The 18,713-nt window shown below is 69.1% G+C and carries 18 protein-coding genes and 1 tRNA gene; 7 read left to right on the forward strand and 12 right to left on the reverse strand.

Features of this window, described 5'->3' with window-relative positions:
- Nucleotides 1–23: 23 nt before the first annotated feature.
- Both ACFFII_RS12255 and ACFFII_RS12260 read right to left on the reverse strand, forming a co-directional pair.
- Nucleotides 24–1,151: an alkane 1-monooxygenase gene (locus ACFFII_RS12255; protein WP_377699163.1), complete on the reverse strand. Its 1,128-nt coding sequence runs from the start codon at nt 1,149–1,151 to the stop codon at nt 24–26.
- 85 nt (nt 1,152–1,236) lie between these two features.
- Nucleotides 1,237–1,322, reverse strand: a tRNA-Leu gene (locus tag ACFFII_RS12260).
- Between the two features lie 299 nt (nt 1,323–1,621).
- Between ACFFII_RS12260 and ACFFII_RS12265 the strand changes: the two genes are divergently transcribed.
- From ACFFII_RS12265 to lpxK, 3 genes are read left to right on the forward strand one after another with little or no spacing between them, the layout of a single operon-like run.
- Complete coding sequence (locus ACFFII_RS12265; protein WP_377699164.1) at nt 1,622–1,861, forward strand: DUF4170 domain-containing protein; 240 nt, start codon at nt 1,622–1,624, stop codon at nt 1,859–1,861.
- A 13-nt stretch (nt 1,862–1,874) separates the two neighbouring features.
- The gene (locus ACFFII_RS12270) at nt 1,875–3,074 is read left to right on the forward strand and encodes a 3-deoxy-D-manno-octulosonic acid transferase (protein ID WP_377699165.1); all 1,200 of its coding nucleotides are present in this window, start codon (nt 1,875–1,877) and stop codon (nt 3,072–3,074) included.
- 16 nt (nt 3,075–3,090) lie between these two features.
- The gene (gene lpxK / locus ACFFII_RS12275) at nt 3,091–4,071 is read left to right on the forward strand and encodes a tetraacyldisaccharide 4'-kinase (protein WP_377699281.1); all 981 of its coding nucleotides are present in this window, start codon (nt 3,091–3,093) and stop codon (nt 4,069–4,071) included.
- Between the two features lie 30 nt (nt 4,072–4,101).
- Here the strand turns inward: lpxK and ACFFII_RS12280 are convergent, their stop codons facing one another.
- Together ACFFII_RS12280 and ACFFII_RS12285 are read right to left on the reverse strand one after the other, a co-directional pair.
- Nucleotides 4,102–4,764, reverse strand: coding sequence for a DsbA family protein (locus tag ACFFII_RS12280; protein ID WP_377699166.1), 663 nt, complete (start codon nt 4,762–4,764; stop codon nt 4,102–4,104).
- 11 nt (nt 4,765–4,775) lie between these two features.
- Complete coding sequence (locus tag ACFFII_RS12285; RefSeq protein ID WP_377699282.1) at nt 4,776–5,282, reverse strand: DUF721 domain-containing protein; 507 nt, start codon at nt 5,280–5,282, stop codon at nt 4,776–4,778.
- 156 nt (nt 5,283–5,438) lie between these two features.
- Here ACFFII_RS12285 and mutY point away from each other — a divergent pair, with 156 nt between their 5' ends.
- Nucleotides 5,439–6,455, forward strand: coding sequence for an A/G-specific adenine glycosylase (mutY, locus tag ACFFII_RS12290; RefSeq protein ID WP_377699283.1), 1,017 nt, complete (start codon nt 5,439–5,441; stop codon nt 6,453–6,455).
- Between the two features lie 166 nt (nt 6,456–6,621).
- On the opposite strand, the gene argF is transcribed toward mutY, so the two are convergent.
- The 4 genes from argF to metG form a co-directional block, all read right to left on the reverse strand.
- A complete protein-coding gene (gene argF, locus ACFFII_RS12295) occupies nt 6,622–7,548 on the reverse strand; it encodes an ornithine carbamoyltransferase (protein ID WP_377699167.1) in 927 nt (308 codons plus the stop codon).
- A 245-nt stretch (nt 7,549–7,793) separates the two neighbouring features.
- On the reverse strand, nt 7,794–8,714 hold the full coding sequence (rocF, locus tag ACFFII_RS12300) for an arginase (RefSeq protein ID WP_377699284.1): 921 nt from the start codon (nt 8,712–8,714) through the stop codon (nt 7,794–7,796).
- 53 nt (nt 8,715–8,767) lie between these two features.
- Nucleotides 8,768–9,541, reverse strand: coding sequence for a TSUP family transporter (locus ACFFII_RS12305; RefSeq protein WP_377699168.1), 774 nt, complete (start codon nt 9,539–9,541; stop codon nt 8,768–8,770).
- On the reverse strand, nt 9,534–11,252 hold the full coding sequence (metG, locus tag ACFFII_RS12310; RefSeq protein ID WP_377699169.1) for a methionine--tRNA ligase: 1,719 nt from the start codon (nt 11,250–11,252) through the stop codon (nt 9,534–9,536). The genes ACFFII_RS12305 and metG overlap by 8 nt, the downstream gene beginning before the upstream one ends.
- Nucleotides 11,253–11,410: 158 nt before the next feature.
- On the opposite strand from metG, the gene ACFFII_RS12315 reads away from it, so the two are divergent.
- The gene (locus tag ACFFII_RS12315; RefSeq protein ID WP_377699170.1) at nt 11,411–11,761 is read left to right on the forward strand and encodes a hypothetical protein; all 351 of its coding nucleotides are present in this window, start codon (nt 11,411–11,413) and stop codon (nt 11,759–11,761) included.
- 494 nt (nt 11,762–12,255) lie between these two features.
- Here ACFFII_RS12315 and ACFFII_RS12320 read toward each other — a convergent pair whose 3' ends face one another.
- A complete protein-coding gene (locus ACFFII_RS12320) occupies nt 12,256–12,864 on the reverse strand; it encodes a GcrA family cell cycle regulator (RefSeq protein ID WP_377699171.1) in 609 nt (202 codons plus the stop codon).
- A 105-nt stretch (nt 12,865–12,969) separates the two neighbouring features.
- On the opposite strand from ACFFII_RS12320, the gene ACFFII_RS12325 reads away from it, so the two are divergent.
- Nucleotides 12,970–13,788 carry an ABC transporter permease gene (locus ACFFII_RS12325; RefSeq protein WP_377699172.1) on the forward strand — a complete coding sequence of 273 codons (819 nt, stop codon included), beginning with the start codon at nt 12,970–12,972 and terminating at the stop codon, nt 13,786–13,788.
- Between the two features lie 158 nt (nt 13,789–13,946).
- Nucleotides 13,947–15,119 carry an aspartate aminotransferase family protein gene (locus ACFFII_RS12330; protein WP_377699173.1) on the forward strand — a complete coding sequence of 391 codons (1,173 nt, stop codon included), beginning with the start codon at nt 13,947–13,949 and terminating at the stop codon, nt 15,117–15,119.
- A gap of 94 nt (nt 15,120–15,213) precedes the next feature.
- Here the strand turns inward: ACFFII_RS12330 and ACFFII_RS12335 are convergent, their stop codons facing one another.
- The 3 genes from ACFFII_RS12335 to ACFFII_RS12345 form a co-directional block, all read right to left on the reverse strand.
- Nucleotides 15,214–16,122, reverse strand: a complete 909-nt coding sequence (locus ACFFII_RS12335) for a carbohydrate kinase family protein (protein ID WP_377699174.1) — start codon at nt 16,120–16,122, stop codon at nt 15,214–15,216.
- 22 nt (nt 16,123–16,144) lie between these two features.
- Nucleotides 16,145–17,476 (reverse strand): TFIIB-type zinc ribbon-containing protein, encoded by a 1,332-nt coding sequence (locus ACFFII_RS12340; protein WP_377699175.1) that lies wholly within the window; start codon nt 17,474–17,476, stop codon nt 16,145–16,147.
- 84 nt (nt 17,477–17,560) lie between these two features.
- A complete protein-coding gene (locus tag ACFFII_RS12345; protein WP_377699176.1) occupies nt 17,561–18,697 on the reverse strand; it encodes an SPFH domain-containing protein in 1,137 nt (378 codons plus the stop codon).
- Nucleotides 18,698–18,713: the final 16 nt, after the last annotated feature.

Raw genomic sequence — 18,713 nt, forward strand, 5'->3', positions numbered from 1 at the left:
GGGTCAGCCCCGGCGGGGGCTTTTTATAGCACGCCGCGCGGCATCGGGTTCTCGCCGCGATTGTAGGGCTTCCAGTCGGTGATGTCGGGATAGAACTTCCTGCGCCAGGCCCGCACACGCGGGTTCATCCGCCGCCGCCACCAAGGCGGCACCATGGCCACGAACGTCATCGCCGGATAGCCATAGGGCAGTTGCGGCGCCTCATCCTCGGCATAGGTCTGCAGCAGGGGAAAGCGGCGGTCGGGCTTGTAATGGTGGTCCGAGTGGCGCTGCAGGTTGATCAGCAGCCAGTTCGAGGCCGTGTGGCTGGCGTTCCAGCTATGGCGGGGCAGGACGTGTTCGTAGCGTCCGTTGCCGAGATGGCGGCGGGTCAGGCCGTAATGCTCGACGTAGTTCGTCAGTTCGAGCTGCCAGATGGCGATAAAGGCTTGGAAGACGAACAGAAGCATGCCCTGCCAGCCGCCAAGCACCGCCGCCAGCGTCAGCATCCCCCCCTGCAGCGCGGCATAGCGCCAGAAGGGATTGCGCCGGTCCCAGACAGAGCGCTTCGCCCGCGCGAGCAGCTTCTTCTCGGCATGCCAGGCGGAACGGGGGCAGGTCCACAGCACGCGCAGGAAATAGCGGAAGAACCCCTCGTTGTAGCGCGCCGTCACTGCATCGGCCGGGGTCGCCACCCAGGAATGGTGGACCAGCAGATGCTCGGTCCGGAAATGCGAATACAGGTTCGAGGCGAGGATCAGGTCGCCCATCCAGCGCTCGAGCCCCGGCTTCTGGTGCAGCAACTCATGGGCATAAACCATGCCGATCGTGCCCGACATGACGCCGAGGCCGAAGAAGATGCCCAACTTCTCCCACCCGCCCAGATGGCCGGCGTGGGTCACATGCCAGATCGCCCAAAAAACCACGGCCGCCTGCACGGGCCACCAGATCACCGTGATCGCGCGGTGCCAGAACAGCCGTGCGACCGGCGTCTCGGTGTCGGGGTTTTCCCCGTTCAGCCCCAGCAGGCCGTCCAGCGCCGTGACCAGATACCACGCATAAGCGGGCACCAGCAGGAACCACCAGCCGCCCTGCAGGACGGCCAGCACGGCCAGAGGCACCAGCCCCAGCGACATCCAGAAGGGCAACGCGGATCGCAGAGAGAACGTCATGCCCGCCTTCTACCCGAAGGCGAACGCGAGTCGCCACCGGCTGATGGCGAACACCGCGCGGATCGTCCGGAGCAAGGCAGGTCAGTGGTGCGGGCGGCGGGACTCGAACCCGCACGGGCTTCAGCCCCAGGGAGTTTAAGTCCCATGCGTCTACCATTCCGCCACGCCCGCAGCGGATGCCTTCCGCTAGGCGCTTCGCGGGCGGGATTCAAGCATGACCCTTGCTGCGAAGGCAGCGCAGAAAAAACGCAGGGTTCCAACCCGAAGGCCGGAACCCTGCATCCCCCGCGTGCCCCTCAACCACCGCACGCGAAACCTTGTCCTGCGAGCCTGTCCGGCCGTGCCAAAGACATGCCACGTTCAATGATTCGCGGCAAACCCGGATCGCACAACATTCTATGCATTCAACCTTGGTCTAGGGCGTGGCAGGGTCTATTCCCCCTGCGAAAGCCAATGCCAAAGGTGATCCGATGACCCAGCGCCTGCATCTCGTTTACGGCGGCGAACTCGTTTCGACTGACTCGCACGAGTTCCGTGACCCGTCCGCCGTCCATGTCGTGGGGATCTTCCCCGATTTCGCCTCGGCCCATGCCGCCTGGAAGGCGCAGGCGCAGCGGACCGTGGACCAGGCGCAAGTGCGCTACTTCATCGCGCATCTGCATCGCCTGCACGACCCGGCCGAGGCCGCTGCTTCCGCCTCGACGGCCTGAGGACCGCGCAATCGTGGCAGGCATCGGGGATCTCGCCTACTGGTGGCAGCTGAGGGGACCGCGCCCCGAGGGGGACCCTTCGGACCTGGTGCTGCCGCCCGGCGACGGGCCGCTGATCCTGATGTGCGGCGGCGCCTCGGAGCTGCGCGGGCTTGCGCAGGAACTGCGCCGCCGTCGCCCCGGCCTGAGGCTGGGGGCGCTGGGGCCCGTCGCGGTAGAACGCGGCGACCGGGCCGTGCCCTCGGTCCTGCCGGAACCGCCCTCGGACCCGATCTCGGCCCGGCTGCTGGTCGAGCAGGCCGCGCCCGCAGCGCTGGTCCTGACCGATGGCGTTCTGCCCGCGGCCCTGATCGCCGCCTGCGACGAGGGCGACGTGCCGATCACCCTGGTCGCCAACCCCGCCCAGCTTGCGGCGGCGGCGGCTCGCCGTGTCTGGCGGGGCGCGCGCCGGGGACCCGTCACGCGGCTCAGCCGGGTGCTGGTGCCCGACGAGATCGCGCACGAGGCCGCGCTGCGCGAGGGCATCGCGCCTCAGCGGATCGAGGTCATCGGCACTGCTGCCCCCATCCTGCCGCCCCTGCTTTGCAACATGCGCGAACTCGCGGCGCTGCGCCCGATGCTGCGCGACCGCCGGGTCTGGCTGGCGGCCGCTCTGCCGCTGCGCGAGGTCGTTCCCGTGCTGGCCGCGCAGGAAAACCTGCTTTCGGCCCACCACCGTGCGCTGTTGATCATCGCCCCCGCCATTGCCGAGGAGGCAGCCGCCATCGCCACTGCGGCCGAGGCGCGGGGCCTTGCCGTCGCCCGGCGCGAGGCGCTGGACCCGGGGCCCGACATCCAGGTCCTGGTGGCCGAGGACAGCGCGGAACTGGGGCTGTGGTATCGCCTCGCCTCGGTCACCTACATGGGCGGCACGCTGACTGCCGGCACCGGGGTCACGCGCCATCCCTTCGAGCCCGCGGCCCTGGGCTCGGCCATCGTTCACGGACCGCATCTTTCGGCGCAGGCGGCCGAATGGCAGGCGCTGGACCGGGCGGGGGGCGCGCGGCGCATCCACGCGGCGGGCGCGCTGCCCGCCGCCATCGAGGACCTGAGCGCGCCTGATGCCGCCGCGCGCCTCGCCCGCTCGGCCTGGGAGGTTTCAACCGCCGGGGCCGAGATCACGCGCCGCATCGCCGATGCGATCCTGTCGGACCTGCCCGAGGGCGCGGCATGAAGGCCAGGACCCCATGCTGACCGCGCCCGCCTTCTGGAACCGCCCGCCCGGCGTCGCCGCCCGCGCGCTGGCGCCTTTGGGCGCAGTTTACGCCCGCGCCACGGCCCGGCGGCTGGCCCAGGGTCCCCGCCTGCGTCTGGGCGTGCCGGTGATCTGCGTGGGCAACCTCAATGCCGGGGGCACAGGCAAGACCCCTACCGTCATCGCCCTGATCGAGCGCCTGTCGGCGCGCGGCGTGCAGGCGCATGTGGTCAGCCGGGGCCATGGCGGGTCCGAGACCGGTCCCCTGCGCGTGGACGAACGCCGCCATTCCGCCGCGCAGGTAGGGGACGAGCCGCTGCTGCTGTCCGCCTTCGCCCCGGTTTTCGTGGCGAAGGACCGGACCCTTGGGGCGCGCGCGGCGGTCGAGGCGGGCGCGCAGGTCATCCTGCTGGACGACGGCTTCCAGGACCCGAGTCTCGCGCATGACCTTGCACTGGTCGTGGTGGATGCGGGCCGGGGTTGGGGCAACGGCCTCTGCCTGCCCGCGGGCCCCCTGCGCGAGCCGGTCGCCACGGGCCTGTCCCGCGCCGACCTCGTGCTGACGATCGGAGAGGCGGCGGCGCAGGACAGCTTTTCCTTCCGCTGGCCCGCGCTGCCGGTGCCCCGGATCACCGGACGGCTTCAGCCTCTGATGACCGGAATGGACTGGCAGGGACTGCGGACACTGGCCTTTGCGGGCATCGGCCATCCGGACAAGTTCTTCGCCACCCTGCGGGGTCTGGGGGCCGAAATCCTCCGCGCCGAGGCGCTGGCCGATCACCAGCCCTTTTCGCGCCAGATGCTGACGCGGCTGGAAACCGAGGCGAGGATGCTGGGGGCGCAACTGGTCACGACCGAAAAGGACGCGGCGCGCCTGCCGCGCAGCTTCCGCCCCAAGGTGCTGACCCTGCCAGTGAGGCTGGGTTTCGACGATCCAGCGCCGCTGGACGACGCGCTGGATCGCATTTTCGGGTAACGGGGACTGGAAGACCGGCCCCCGCAGGGCTCAGTTCGCGGCGGCCAGCTTCTCGTCGATCTTGGCCTTCAGCTCTTCCCACGGCGCGTTGCGCACGGTCTCGCCGCCGATGATGAAGGTCGGCGTACCCTCGATCTTGTCGGCCACGGCGTTCTGCTGGAAGGTCGCCAGCAGGCTTTCGACCTTGGCCTGATCCTGCCAGCAGGCGTCCATCTGCTCGCCCGAGAAGCCCGCGGCGGCGCCGATCTTGCGCAGGTTCGCGGCCAGTCCGTCGCCGGTCTTGGCGCCCAGCCATTCGCGCTGCTTTTCGAACAGCATCCCCGCGACCGGGTAGAACTTTTCCTCGCCCCCGCAGCGCGCAAGGATGCCGGCCCACAGGCCCGGCTCGTCGAAATACACGTCGCGCTGGGCGAAACGGACCTTGCCGGTGTCGATGTATTCCGCCTTGAGCTGGGGATACACGTCGTTGTGGAAGGCCGCGCAATGGCTGCAGGTGAAGCTGGCGTATTCGATCATCTCGACCGGCGCGTCCTCGGCGCCCTGCCAGTAGTCGGGCTGGGTGGCGGGCGCCTGGGCCGGGGTGGCCGCGGGCGCGGATTCGGCCGGCGCCGGGGTCGCGGTCTGGGCCGCGGCGGGCAGCGCCAGCATGGCAAGCGCTGCGGCCGACACGAGGCTGCGAAGGGTCGGGGTCATGGATTGGCCTTTCAGTCCTGGGAAAAGGGGGGCCGCTTCCGCGTGTCGCGGGCAGCCCGCGCAAGCGCCAATCGGCGCATGGAGTCGGCAAGTTTTGGGTCTTCGAAGCGCGAGGCGACCTCCTCGGCGCGCGCCACGACCTCGGGCGCAGGCGTGGGAGGCTGCTGCGGGGGAGCAGGACGGAACTGGACCTGCCCCTCGGCAAAGCCCTGGGCGGCCGTCTGAGTGATCACGATCCGCGAGATGGCGTTGAAGCCGTAGACCGCATTCACCCGCTCGCGCAGGCGCGGCAACTGCATCTGCACAAGCGGCGCATGGGCTCCGTCGGTCAGCACCGTCAGGGTGGCGCCCATGCCCTTGCCATGCGTCACCTTGACGGGGCGGGTATGGGCGGCGGTCTCGGGCCCCACGATCTCGGGCCAGTCGGTCAGCAGGCGGGCCACCGCAAAGCCGCGCTTTTCAGCCGCCCGGCGCAGGTCGGGGGCGACCAGCGCGGCCGCGGGCTCGAACCCCCGCATCCGGCGGCGCGGCGGCGCGTCGGGATCGGCGGCGCGCTTGCGGGCGCGAGGGGGCTGCGGTCTGGACGTCATGGCCTCGGGCGGACTGTGTGTGCGATCAATCTGGACGCTTCCCGCGCCGGATGCCAGACGGGTGCGATGAGCGATAAGGCAAAGTTGCGTGAAACCGCCGTCAGCCAGCAGGCCGCGCCGCGCCTGCTGGAATGGTATGACCGCCACGCCCGCGTGCTGCCCTGGCGCGCGCCCCCCGGCGCGCCGCCAATGGACCCCTATCGCGTCTGGCTGTCCGAGATCATGCTGCAGCAGACCACCGTTGCGGCGGTGAAGTCCTATTTCCAGCGCTTCACCGCCTTGTGGCCGACGGTCCACGAGCTGGCTGCCGCCGACGAGGCGCAGGTGATGGCCGAATGGGCGGGCCTTGGCTATTACGCCCGCGCCCGCAACCTGGTCGCCTGCGCCCGGCAGGTGGCCGCCGCAGGGGGCTTTCCCGACAGACGCGAGCGGCTGGCGGCGCTGCCCGGCATCGGCCCCTACACCTCGGCCGCCATTGCCGCGATCGCCTTCGACCAGCCGGAAACCGTGGTGGACGGCAATGTGGAACGCGTCGTCTCGCGCCTTTTTGCCGTGCAGACGCCGCTGCCCGCGGCCCGGCGCGAGTTGACGGAACTGGCCGCGACCCTGACCCCGCAGGCGCGGCCCGGCGATTTCGCGCAGGCGATGATGGACCTGGGCGCCACCATCTGCACGCCGCGCAACCCCGCCTGCGCCATCTGCCCGCTGATGGAGCTGTGCGCCGCCCGCGCCCAGGGCATTGCGCCCGAGTTGCCCCGCAAGGCGCCGAAGGCTGCCAAGCCCCTCCGCACCGGCACCGCCTGGGTCGCGCTGGACGATCGCGCCCTTCTGCTGGAGCGCCGCCCCGCCCGGGGTCTTCTGGGGGGAACGCTTGCCTTCCCGACGACGGGCTGGGACGGAACCGACCTTGTCCCACCGCAGGACGGCTCTTGGAAGGCCGCAGGCGAGGTCCGCCACGTCTTCACCCATTTCGAGCTGCGCCTGTCGGTCCTGCGCGCGCCTTTGGCGAACCCTGTCAGGGGCGAGGTGGTCCCGCGCGACGGCTTCGACCCGAACACCCTGCCGGGGCTGATGCGGAAGGTCTGGGCTTTGGTGGAGTAGACATACGCGCGGTTTGGTCGGACAGGTCGAAGGGTGCGCGGGTGAAAGGTGCGTGGGAACCACGCACCCTACAGGGCAGGCTCCCGTAGGGTGCATGCTCTGCGCGCCCGATCCCGCCACGGAAATCCTTGCAGGGTAGGTCCTGGACCCACCCGCTCGCCGCGCCTCAGACCCCCAGGCACCACCGCATGATGGCCTTCTGGGCGTGCAGGCGGTTCTCGGCCTCGTCCCAGATGACGCTGTTGGGCCCGTCCATGACGGCCGAGGTCACCTCGTCCTCGCGATGCGCGGGCAGGCAGTGCATGAACAGCGCGTCCGGCTTGGCGTGGGACATCAGTTCTTCGTTCACCTGATAGCCGCGCAGCATGTTGTGACGCCGCTCCTTGGCTGACTGGGGGTCATGCATGGACACCCAGGTGTCGGCGAAAACGAGGTCCGCGCCTTGGACCGCGCGCGCGGGGTCGCGCTCGATCTCGGCCCGGACGCCCTGTGCACGGGCGAAGTCGAACCACTCCCGCTCGGGATCAAGCGGCTGAGGGCCCGTGAAGGTGAAGTCGAAGCCGAACTGGCCTGCTGCGTGCATCACGCTGGCGCAGACGTTGTTGCCGTCGCCCACCCAGACCACCTTGCGCCCGCCGATGAGGCCGCGGTGCTCCTCGAAGGTCATCACGTCGGCCATGATCTGGCAGGGATGGGTGCGGTTCGTCAGCCCGTTGATGACGGGAACGGTCGCGTATTCCGCCATCTCCAGCAGCGTGGCCTCCTCGAAGGTGCGGATCATGATGAGATCGACATAGCGGCTCAGCACCCGCGCGGTGTCGGCGATGGTCTCGCCGTGGCCCAGCTGCATCTCCTGCCCCGACAGGACCATCGTCTGCCCGCCCATCTGCCGCACGCCCAGATCGAAGCTGACGCGGGTGCGGGTCGAGGGCTTTTCGAAGATCAGCGCGACCATGCGGTTCGCCAGCGGCTGCTCGGCGTCGGGCGCGCCCCTGGGGGCGCCGTTCCGCGCGTCCTTCATCTCCCGGGCGTTGTCGATGATCGCCCGCAGATCGTCCTTGGGCGTGGTGTGAATGTCGAGAAAGCTGTTCATCCTGGGTCTCCTGTTCCGTTTCGTCGGGGGCGAGCGGGCGCTATCGTCGGCGCCGGAAGCCCCAGGGGACTGGAACGGGATGGAGGGCGGGGGCGGGCAGCTTGATCGGCGTGAACATGATCGCGGCACTTCACCGGGACGGCCTGCCGGGGTCAACCCCCTGACGCAGCGCCATGCACCATCTTCTGTCCTCGAACATCACGGGATGAGTGGGGCAGGACCCCCTTCACGGGCAGAGCCCCCGCTCAACCCGACCGCGTGGGCCGGTCGAAGACCTTGCGGCCCATCAGCGAGCCCACGAGGTCCACCATCATCCTCGCCGTCTTTCCCCGCTCGTCGAGAAACGGGTTCAGTTCGACCAGATCCAGCGAGGTCATCAGCCCGCTTTCATGGATCAGCTCGCAGACCAGATGCGCCTCGCGGAAGGTCGCCCCGCCCGGAACCGTGGTCCCGACCGCCGGCGCGACGGACGGATCAAGGAAATCCACGTCGAGGCTGACATGCAGCATTCCGTTCGCCGCCCGCACCTTGTCAAGGAAGGCCCGCATCGGCACGGCAAACCCGAACTCGTCCAGCACGCGCATGTCGTTGACGGTGATGTCGGAAGCCTCCAGCGCGGCGTGCTCGGCCGGATCGACGCTGCGGATGCCGAAAAGGCAGATGTTCTCCTCGGGGACCGGGGCGGGGAAGGGCGGGAAGGCCTCGAAGCCCGGCCGGCCCGAGATATAGGCGATGGGCGTGCCGTGCAGGTTGCCCGACTCGGTCGTGGCCACGCTGTGGATGTCCGTATGCGCATCCAGCCACAGCACGAAGAGCGGCCGCCCCTGCGCCTTGGCATGGGCGGCGATGCCTGCGACCGATCCCAGCGACAGCGAATGGTCGCCGCCAAGGAAGATCGGCATCCCCTCGGCCATCGCCCGCTCGCCCGCCTCGGCAAGCGTCCGGACCCAGGCGACCGTCTCGGGCAGGTGCCGGACGGCGGCGTTCGGCGTGCTTTCGCAGCCCAGCGGTCCCGGCGTCATGTCGCCGCGATCCTCGACGCCGTGGCCCAGGCTCTGCAGCGTCCGCCCGATCCCGGCGACGCGATAGGCCGCCGGCCCCATCAGGCAGCCGGGCCGCTGCTGGCCGCTGTCCACGGGGGCGCCGATCAGGATGCAATGGGTCATGGTGGCCTCGAAAACTGGATGCGTGGCGAGGTTGCGGGCCGAAGCGCCCGAGGTCAACCGCGCGCCAGCGCCATGCCCGCCGTGCCGATCAGCCCCACGCCCGACAGGAACAGCAGCACCAGCGCCGCCCGCCGGATCGTCAGTGGCGACACGCGGGGCGGGAAGCGCCGCGCCGTCCAGGTCCCCAGCGCCACCGCCAGCAGCGCGCCCGCCAGCGCGATCGCCGTGAGCCGGTCGAAGCTGCGGTCCGCCACCGTCAGAGCCAGCCGGAAGCCCTGCGTGATCACGAAATAGACCACCAGCGTCACCCGGATCGTGTCCAGCGTCAGCGGCTGGCGGTACAGCAGCCAGATCAGCGGCGGCCCCGAGGTCGCAAAGAGGCCCCCCATGATCCCGCCCGTGGCCCCCGCGATGCCGAAGGCCGGGGTAGGGGACCGCGCCTCCCAGGGCTGCGGACGGTGGACCAGTTGCAGGGCTGCGGCGGCGATGAAGACGCCCAGGATCAGCCGCAGCCATTCCAGCGCCGAGCCGACCATCCAGTGCAGCAGCCAGTAGCCCAGCGCGATCATCGGGGTGGCACCGATCACGGCGGCCATCACCGCCTTGCGGTCGGCGTGGCGGTGGTCGCGCCACAGCACCATCGCCCCGTTCAGCAGCACGAGGATCGAGATGATCTGCGCCGTCACCGGCACCGGCAGCAACCCGAACAGCGTCGTGCCGCTCATCACGATCAGGCCCAGAGCAAAGCCCGTCAGCGTCTGCGACCAGGCCCCCAGCGCGCTGAGGCCCCAGAAGGCCAGCAGCGCGGACCAGCCGACCTCAGTCACGGGTGCCCTTGAAGCGCTCCTGCCAGTCGTCGCGGCTTTCGTCGGTGATTTTGGCGAACAGGACCTCGGGGACCTCGAAGGCGTGGCCGGCGGGCAGGGTGGCCAGCGCGGCACTCACGTCCTCGGGCCAGGCGCGGTCTTTGGTCCGCATCGCGGCCAGCATGGTATCGGCGGCGAAGGGGATGAAGGGCTGCGACATCACCGCGTAAAGCCGGATCAGGTTCAGGCCGAGGCGCACCTGCATCGCGGCCTTCTCTGGGTCCGTCTTGAAGCTGGACCATGGCGCGGCCGATTGCAGGTATTCGTTGCCCAGCACCCAGATCGCGCGCAACTCGTTCGCGGCCTTGCGGACCTCCATCGCCTCCATGAAGCCCTCGTAGGCGCGGATGCGGGTGGTCAGGGCGTCGATCAGCGCCTCCTCCTCGGGGCCGTAGCTGCCGCCCTGGGGGATCGTCTCGCCGAACTTCGAGCGGCAGAACTTGGTGATGCGGCTGACGAAGTTGCCCAGAACGTCGGCCAGGTCCTTGTTCACCGACTGCTGGAAGTTTTCCCAGGTGAACTCGGAATCCGAGCCCTCGGGGGCGTGGGACAGAAGCCACCAGCGCCAGTAGTCGGCGGGCAGGATCGACAGCGCCTGGTCCTGGAAGACCCCGCGTCCCTGCGAGGTGGAAAACTGCCCGCCGTCATAGGTCAGGTAGTTGAAGGACTTGATGTAATCGACCAGCTTCCACGGTTCGCCCGAGCCGATGATCGTCGCGGGGAAGGACAGGGTGTGGAAGGGCACGTTGTCCTTGCCCATGAACTGGGTGTAGCGGACGTCGCCCGCGCCCTCGTCCAGGCGCCACCAGCGGCGCCAGTCATCGGCGGGCCTGCCGTTGGCATCTGCCCATTCGGCGGTTGCGGCGATATATTCGATGGGCGCGTCGAACCAGACATAGAAGACCTTGCCCTCCATGCCCGGCCAAGGCGCGTCGCCCTTCTTCACCGGCACGCCCCAGTGAAGGTCGCGCGTGATGCCCCGGTCCTGCAACCCCTCTCCGTCATTCAGCCATTTCTTCGCGATCGAGGTCGTCAGGATCGGCCAGTCGGTCTTGCTGTCGATCCAGTCAGACAGTTCCTGCCGCAGCGCGGACTGGCGCAGGTAGAGATGCTTGGTTTCCCGCACCTCCAGATCGGTCGAGCCGCTGATGGCCGAGCGCGGCTCGATCAGGTCGGTGGGGTCGAGCTGCTTGGTGCAGTTCTCGCACTGGTCTCCGCGCGCCTTGTCATAGCCGCAGTTGGGGCAGGTGCCCTCGATATAGCGGTCGGGCAGGAAGCGGCCGTCGGCATTGGAATAGACCTGCCGTTCCGAAACCTCGGCGATCAGCCCGTTCTCGGCCAGCCTGCCCGCGAAATGCTGTGTCAGGCGGTGGTTCTGCGGGCTCGACGAACGCCCGAAATGGTCGAAGCTCAGACCGAAGCGGCGGGCGATGTCGGCCTGCACCTGATGCATCTCGGCGCAGAAGACTTCGACCGGCTTGCCGGCCTTGGCGGCGGCGAGTTCGGCAGGCGTGCCGTGCTCGTCCGTGGCGCAGACGAACATCACCTCGTTGCCGCGTGCGCGCTGGAAGCGGGCGAACAGATCGGCGGGCAACTGGCTGCCGACGAGGTTCCCCAGGTGCTTGATGCCGTTGATGTAGGGAATGGCAGAGGTGATGAGATGGCGGGCCATGGGGGCTCCTGAAGGCAGGTCGCGGGCTGTTTACCCAAGCGGCGCGGTCATTGCCAGAGCGGTCGGGGAATGGCTCGAATGCGCGGCAGTTCAGGGCTGGGCAGGATCGCCGTCTGCGGCCACGATGGACTAGAGGATTATATCAGCAGGAGTTTTCCATGTCCCGGCTTCTCGTTCCGGCAGCCCTTGCCCTGGCGGTGACCACGGTCGCCGCGCAGGCGGACGACCTGTATTACATCGACGGTTACCGCATGAACTGTCCGATGGAGGCAGGCGGCGAGGGCATCATCTCTGTCGGTCCGGGCAGGTTCAGCATCACCGAAAGCCATTATGAGCGCGTGACGGAGCGGCTGGGGCTTGCCGGGGGTTGGCAGCGCGCGACATGGGCCTGCATGGCCGAGGGCGAGGAATGCGGGCGCGAGCAGATTGACCTGCGGATCACGGACGCCCGGATCGAGATACGCTTCGCAGGAGACCGGAGCTTCATGGGGGCGCGCTGTCCGGGTTGAGGGCGGGCGACACCCGTCATCAGGGTAACCCCTGAAGAAGGGGGCTCTGCCCCCGCCGTGCGTTGCACGGCTCCCCCCGGGATATTTGTGTCCGGCCCGAGGAGGCGCGGGCTGGGTGAGTCCGTGCATCATGCCGAGAACCGGTCAGTGGCATCCGTTCGCATGATGACCGGAGGTCGCGAAGCAGCAAGGCCGCGATGAAGCAGCCATTGCTCGAAAGGCGACGTGAGAGGGGGGTGGGCAGAGGGCGCGCGCAGGGCTGCGTGCGTGTCGCTGTAAAGAAAGAACGCCCTCGTTCCGGCGGTGAAGCAGGGAACGAGGGCGCCTCGGTCCGGAGCGGTCATCGGCGTCCCCGCCTGTACCGCTCCGCTACATTGGCAGGAAACCATTAAGATTTCGTCAAGACGTCTCGGGCCGGAGGCAAGTATCCTCGGGGGTGCGGGGGCAGACAGCCCCCGGCTCCTGGCCGACGAGCAGCCGCCAGGCTGGCTGCCTCAGCGCCGCCGATCGCGCCGTGCGCTCATGGGCTGGAAGGCCACGCCGACATGGGCCTCGCAGTAAGGTTTGCCGGCGGTGCTGGGAAGGCCGCAGAACCAGAACTTGTCCGTGGCGGGATCGCCGATCGGCCATTTGCATGTCCGCTCGGTCAGTTCCATCAGTGACAGCTTGAGCGAGCGCTTTTCGACCTCGCGGACGGAGGCCAGCGTCTCGGGCGAGATCTCGTTGGCCGAGGGTTGCGGGGGCAGGGGCTGGCCCGCGGGCACGATCGGGCGGCGGGGCGCAAAGACCGGCTGCGGTGCGGGCTGCGGCTCGGGTGCCTCGGCGGCTTCCACCTCGGGTTCGGGCTCCGGCTCGGGCGCGACACGCGGGACTTCGGCGGGGGCGGTTGCGACGACGGGCTCGGCCGCGGGCTGGGCCGCGGGTGCGGCGGAGGCTGCAGGCTGGTCGTCGCCCTCGACTCGGTTCGACAGGCCAAGGCGGTGGACCTTGCCGATCACGGCGTTGCGGGTCACGCCACCAAGCTCCTTGGCGATCTGGCTGGCCGACTGGCCTTCGGCCCACATGCGTTTCAGTGTCTCGACGCGTTCGTCGGTCCAGGACATGGGTTGCTCCTTGACGGCTGGCGGGCTTGCACAAGCCGCGCGGCGCGGTTCTAACCGGGAATGCCCGGAAATAGCGCCCCGCGCCCGCAGTTTCAAGGATCACCCATGACCCGCCCGACATCCGCCGACTATGGGGCCATGCCCGTCCGCCGCTTCGGCCGTGTCAACTGGCTGGGAACGGCAACGCTGGCCGTGCGCGAGATCCGGCGCTTCATGACCGTCTGGCAGCAGACCGTGCTGGCGCCCCTGATGACGGCGGGGCTGTTCGTCGTGGTCTTCGTCGTGGCGCTGGGGCGCGGCCGGGGCGAGGTCATGGGCCTGCCCTTCGTCGAGTTCCTGGGTCCCGGCATCCTGATGATGACGGTGATCCAGACGGCTTTCGCCAACAGCTCCTCCTCGATCATCTCGTCGAAGATGCAGGGCAACATCGTGGACACGTTGATGCCGCCGTTGTCCGCGGCCGAGATCCTGGCGGGCTACCTGGTCGGCAGCCTCGCGCGGTCGTTGCTGGTCGCCGTGGTGATCGGGACCGGACTGGCGCTGCTTGTGGGGCATGTCGCCGTCCATCCGCTGCTGGCGCTGGGCTTCATCGTCCTGGGGGCGCTGATGCTGGGAGGCCTGGGCATCCTGGGCGGGATCATCGCGCAGAAGTTCGACCAGATGGCCGCGCTGACGAACTTCGTCGTGACGCCGCTGTCCTTCCTGTCGGGCACTTTCTATTCCGTCCAGGCCCTGCCCGAGCCCTTCCGCACCCTGTCCCATTGGAACCCGATCTTCTATCTGATCGATGGCGCCCGCTACGGCTTTGCAGGCGTCAGCGACGCGCCGGTCGCGCGAGGGCTGGCCGTCTGCCTGCTGACGGTGATCGCGGTCAACACGCTTGCCTGGTGGTGGCTGCGCACCGGTTTCCGCATGAAGGCGTGACGCGGCGTTGAAGGCGCCGCCGCTGCTTGGTAACGCTGCGAACCATGACGACGATTCGCACCGCGCTGCGACGCTGATGCGTCCCGCCCCGCCTCGCCCTTCGCGGCGGGGCCTTTCCCGCTCGTCATCCTTCTTTCAACATTGCCAAGGACCGACCCATGATCGACGCCGTCCTGCCGACCTACAACCGCGCGCCCCTCGCCTTTGATCGCGGCGAGGGCGCCTGGGCCATCGCCGCGGACGGCACCCGATACCTCGACCTCGGCGCGGGCATCGCGGTCAACGCGCTGGGTCACGCGAACCCGGACCTGGTCGCGGCGCTGACCGACCAGGCGGGCAAGATCTGGCATGTGTCCAACCTGTACCAGATTCCGCAGCAGCAGCGGCTGGCCGAGCTGCTGGTGGACCGGACCTTCGCAGACACGGTCTTCGTGACGAACTCGGGCACCGAGGCGGCGGAACTGGCGATCAAGATGGTCCGCAAGTACTGGTCCGAGAAGGGGCAGCCCGACCGCATCGAGATCGTCACCTTCGAGGGCGCCTTCCATGGCCGGTCCACTGGCGCCATCGCGGCGGCGGGGTCCGAGAAAATGACCAAGGGTTATGGCCCGCTGATGCCGGGCTTCCGCACGCTGCCTTGGGGCGATCTTGCGGCGCTGGAGGCCGCGATCTCGGACCAGACGGCGGCGGTGATGCTGGAACCGGTGCAGGGCGAGGGCGGCATCCGCCCGATGGCCGACGAGGACCTGCGGAAGGTCCGCGCTTTGTGCGACAAGGTCGGGGCGCTGCTCGTGCTGGACGAGGTGCAATGCGGCATGGGCCGGACGGGGCGGCTGTTCGCGCATGAATGGGCGGGCGTTGCGCCCGACATCATGATGGTCGCCAAGGGCATCGGCGGCGGCTTCCCGCTGGGCGCGGTGCTGGCGACGGCCGAGGCGGCCTCGGGCATGGGCGTCGGTTCGCATGGCTCGACCTATGGCGGCAACCCGCTGGCCTGCGCAGTCGGCACGCGCGTGATGGAGATCGTCGCGGACGAGGCATTCCTGGCCGAGGTCAACCGCAAGGGCGCGCTGTTCCGCCAGAAGCTGGAGGGGCTGGTCGCGGCGCACCCTGAGGTGTTCGAGGGCGTGCGCGGCATCGGGCTGATGCTGGGCCTGCGCTGCAAGGTTGCGCCGACCGAACTGGTAAGCGCCGCCTATGGTGAGCATCTGCTGACGGTGCCCGCCGCCGACAACGTCGTCCGGCTGCTGCCGCCGCTGAACATCACCGACGAGGAGATTGGCGATGCCGTGGCCCGGCTGGACCGCGCGGCGGCGGCTCTGGAGGGCTGAAGCGGAGGGGGCTTGCGCCCCCGCACCATGCGTTCAGGGGGCTCTGCCCCCGCCGCCTTGCGGCTCCCCCGGGATATTTGGGCAAAGAAGAAGCTCAGGCGAGTTCATGGCGCCAGGGTGGGTCTGCGCCGGGGCGTGAGACGGTGACGGCTGCGGCGCGGGTGGCGAAGGCCAGCGCGGCGGCGAGGGTTTGTTCGTCGAGGTCGTCCAGCCGGTTCAGGGCGCCTGCGCGGGAGAGCGCATCGAGCAGGCCAGCGTTGAAGGTGTCGCCTGCGCCGATGGTATCGGCCACGGTGACTTGGACAGCGGGAGCCTCGATGCGGTGGCGCGGGGTGAGGGCGAGGGCGCCCTCTGCGCCGCTGGTCAGCAGGACAAGGCGGGCGCCCTTGGAGGTGAGATCGCGGACGATTGTTTCGCGGTCCGCCCCGGGCCAGAGCCAGGCGCAGTCGTCAGCCGACAGCTTGACGATGGCGGCGAGGCCCAGCAGCCGGTCGAGCCGGGCGCGATAGGCGGCTTCGTCGGCGACAAAGAAGGGCCGCACATTCGGGTCGAGCATGACCGGAATGCCTTGGGCTGCGGCGTGGGCGGCCAGCGTTTCGACGGTCGCGCCGCAAGGGTCCGGGACGAGGCTGATGCCGCCGATGAACAGCGCCTGCAAGCCGGACGGCAGGGGCGGCAGGTCGTCCGTGACGAACATCCGGCCTGCCGAACCCTCGTCATAGAAGAAATAGCGGGCCTCTCCGCCCGCAAGGCTGACGACGGCAAGGGTCGTCGGCCGGTCGGTTCGGGGGCAGGCGGAGGTGTCCACGCCGGCCTCGGCCAGAGGCCGAAGCAGCAGGTCGGAGAAGCCGTCGCGGGACAGGGGCCAGAGGAAGGCCGCGCTTGTGCCGAGGCGGCCCAGCGCAACGGCGGTGTTGTAGACGGCGCCGCCGGCAAGCGGCCTGAGGCTGCCGCCCGGCTCCGGGACCAGGTCGATCAATGCTTCGCCCGCGCAGAGGATCATCGGCCTTTCCCTGGTGCTGCCTTCAGGCGTGATACGTCGGCGGCGTCGGCAGGAAAAGCGGCCGCGCATCCGGGCTCGCAAGGATCACAGCGGGCGGATCGTGGAAGGAAGCGCCCAGGACCGGTGACTGGAGGGTTGGCGTTCCGACCGCCCCGATGCGGATGTTGCCGCCTTCCGACGCCACAAGCAGGATTGCCGCCGCGATCAGCGCCAGGATGACAGCTATGGCGATCTTCCAGACCGACCAGGGGCGGTCGCCCTGCACCCGGCCCGACTGGCCGTTGACGACGAAGCGATAGCTTTTCCCGTTGTACTTGTAGGCCGCGAGCCAGACCGGCAGCAGGATGTGCTTGAAGGTCTCGTTGCTGTGCGCCGTGTCCATGGCCTGGATCTGCTGCACGTCGCCCCCGATGTCGCGGCGCACGTCCATGGCGATCACGCCCGCCATCTCCTGCCGGGCAATGGCATGGCCGTCGGCAAGGGGAACCGTATAGCCCTCGGCCTGGAAGCCCGACAGGTAGCGCGGGTCGTAGGCCGCAAGATGCGACAGATCCCAGGGGGCCAGCGCATCCGTATAGCGGCGGGGCAGCGAGGTCGAGGCGAGCACGAGGACGTCGTTGAAGGACCGGGCGACTCGACCCGCGGCCAGGGTCCAGCGGGTGCGCAGGACCTGCTGGGCCACGCGCTGCATCCGGCCGTTGACCTCCTGCATGACATAGACGGTTTCGTAGTAATGGTCGCCCCGCATTCCGCGATAGGCGGTGCGGGTGTTGGCGTCGAAGGTCCAGAAGGGCGAATAGACGCCCTGCATCCGCCGCGACTTGCGGGCGTATTGCTGAAGGCCGCCCGGCGCGAACCACAGGCCCTTGAGCCAGGCGTCCAGCGCATCCCGCGCCTGGGCCTCGGTCAGGACGAAGGGCAGGACGCCCTGAGGCTTGATGAGGCGCGTGGTGCCGGTGTCGGTGACGACGGGCGTTGCGCAGAAGGGGCAGGTGCCCGCATGGGTGTCGGTGCCGCGCTCGATCTTCGCGCCGCAATTCGGGCAGGACAGGGTCCGGACGGTTTCGGTCAGGTCGCTGCGGTCGTCGAGGCGCAGGCCACGTTCCAGCGGGATTTCTTCCAGCTGGGGCGACTTGTGGCCCGCGTCCCACTGGATCGCGCGGCCGGTGGCCGGGTCGCGCAAGAGAAGATCGCGCTCTTCCGGTTGGCGGGCGGGGGCGCTGGCAGCCCCGGGCGAGATGCGTTGCAGGTGGCCACAATAGGGGCAGACCAGCGCATCCTGACCCGGCGCGAACTGCAGGCTGCCGCCGCAGCTTTCACAGGGATAGCGGTGTTCGATCTGCGGTGTGGGCATCGGGCGTCCCGCCTGGTGGAGCCGTCGGACCGGGGGCCTGCCCCCGGACCCCCGGGATATTTGGGCGATGAAGAAAGAGCGGGGCTATTTCTGCGGCAGGGGCGGGGGCAGCATGGTGAACAGCTGGGCGAGGGCGGGAACCTCGTCTGCCTCCTTCCAGCCGTCCTGGCCAGGCGTCCAGACCAGCGTGTCGCGGGTGAAGCGGCCCTCGTTCATCAGGCGGCCGAGGTCGGCCTTGCCATAGGGGCCACTGGGCTGGCCATCCAGCGCGACGTGCCAGACCATTTCGGACAGGATCGGCGGCGGTGCGATCATGTTGGGCTGTTGCGCGGGAACCTGCGGCGGCTGCGGCGAGGCGGGGCCCCAAGGACCCCGGAGCACGCCCCCGGCCATGCCCATGCCGAGGGCCGCGCCCATTCCGGCGCCGATGCCCGCCCCCATGCCGCCGTCGCGGGTCGAGGCGTTCAGCATCGATTCCGCCTGCGCGTAATGGCCGAAGCGGCTGAGGTCGCCCACGATCCCCATCGAGGTGCGCTTGTCGAGCATCCGCTCGACCTCGTCGGGCAGGCTGATGTTCTCGATGTAGAACTCGGGCGTGGTCAGGCCGTACTGGGCGACCGTCGGCTCGATGGCGGTGGCGACGATCTTGCCCAGGTCCTGCGTGTTCGCGGCCATGTCGAGGACCGGGATGCCGGACGAGGCGATCACGCGCGAGAATTCCTGCACGATCACGTTGCGGAGCTGGTAGCTGATCTCGTCGGCGGTGAACTCTCCGTCCGTGCCCACGACTTCCGACATGAAGCGGGCGGGGTCGGTCACGCGCATCGAATAGGTGCCGAAGGCGCGGATGCGGACGGGGCCGAATTCCGGGTCCCGCGCGATGATGGGGTTGCGGGTGCCCCATTTCAGGTTGTTGAAGCGCGTCGTGTTGACGAAGTAGATTTCCGACTTGAACGGGCTGCGGAAGCCGTGGTGCCAGTGCTGCAGCCGCGTCAGCACCGGCATGTTGTTGGTTTCCAGCATGTAGAGGCCGGGGCCGAAGGTGTCGGCCAGCTGGCCCTCGTGGACGAAGACGGCGGCCTGGCCTTCGCGCACGGTCAGCTTGGCGCCGTACTTGATCGCGCGGCCGCGGGTTTCATAGCGCCAGACCATCGTGTCGCGGGTGTCGTCCACCCATTCGATGACGTCGATGAACTCGCCGGTCAGGAAGTCGAGGACCATGGTTTCCTCCTTGAGC

Source organism: Paracoccus niistensis (assembly GCF_042432925.1).
GTDB lineage: Bacteria > Pseudomonadota > Alphaproteobacteria > Rhodobacterales > Rhodobacteraceae > Paracoccus > Paracoccus niistensis.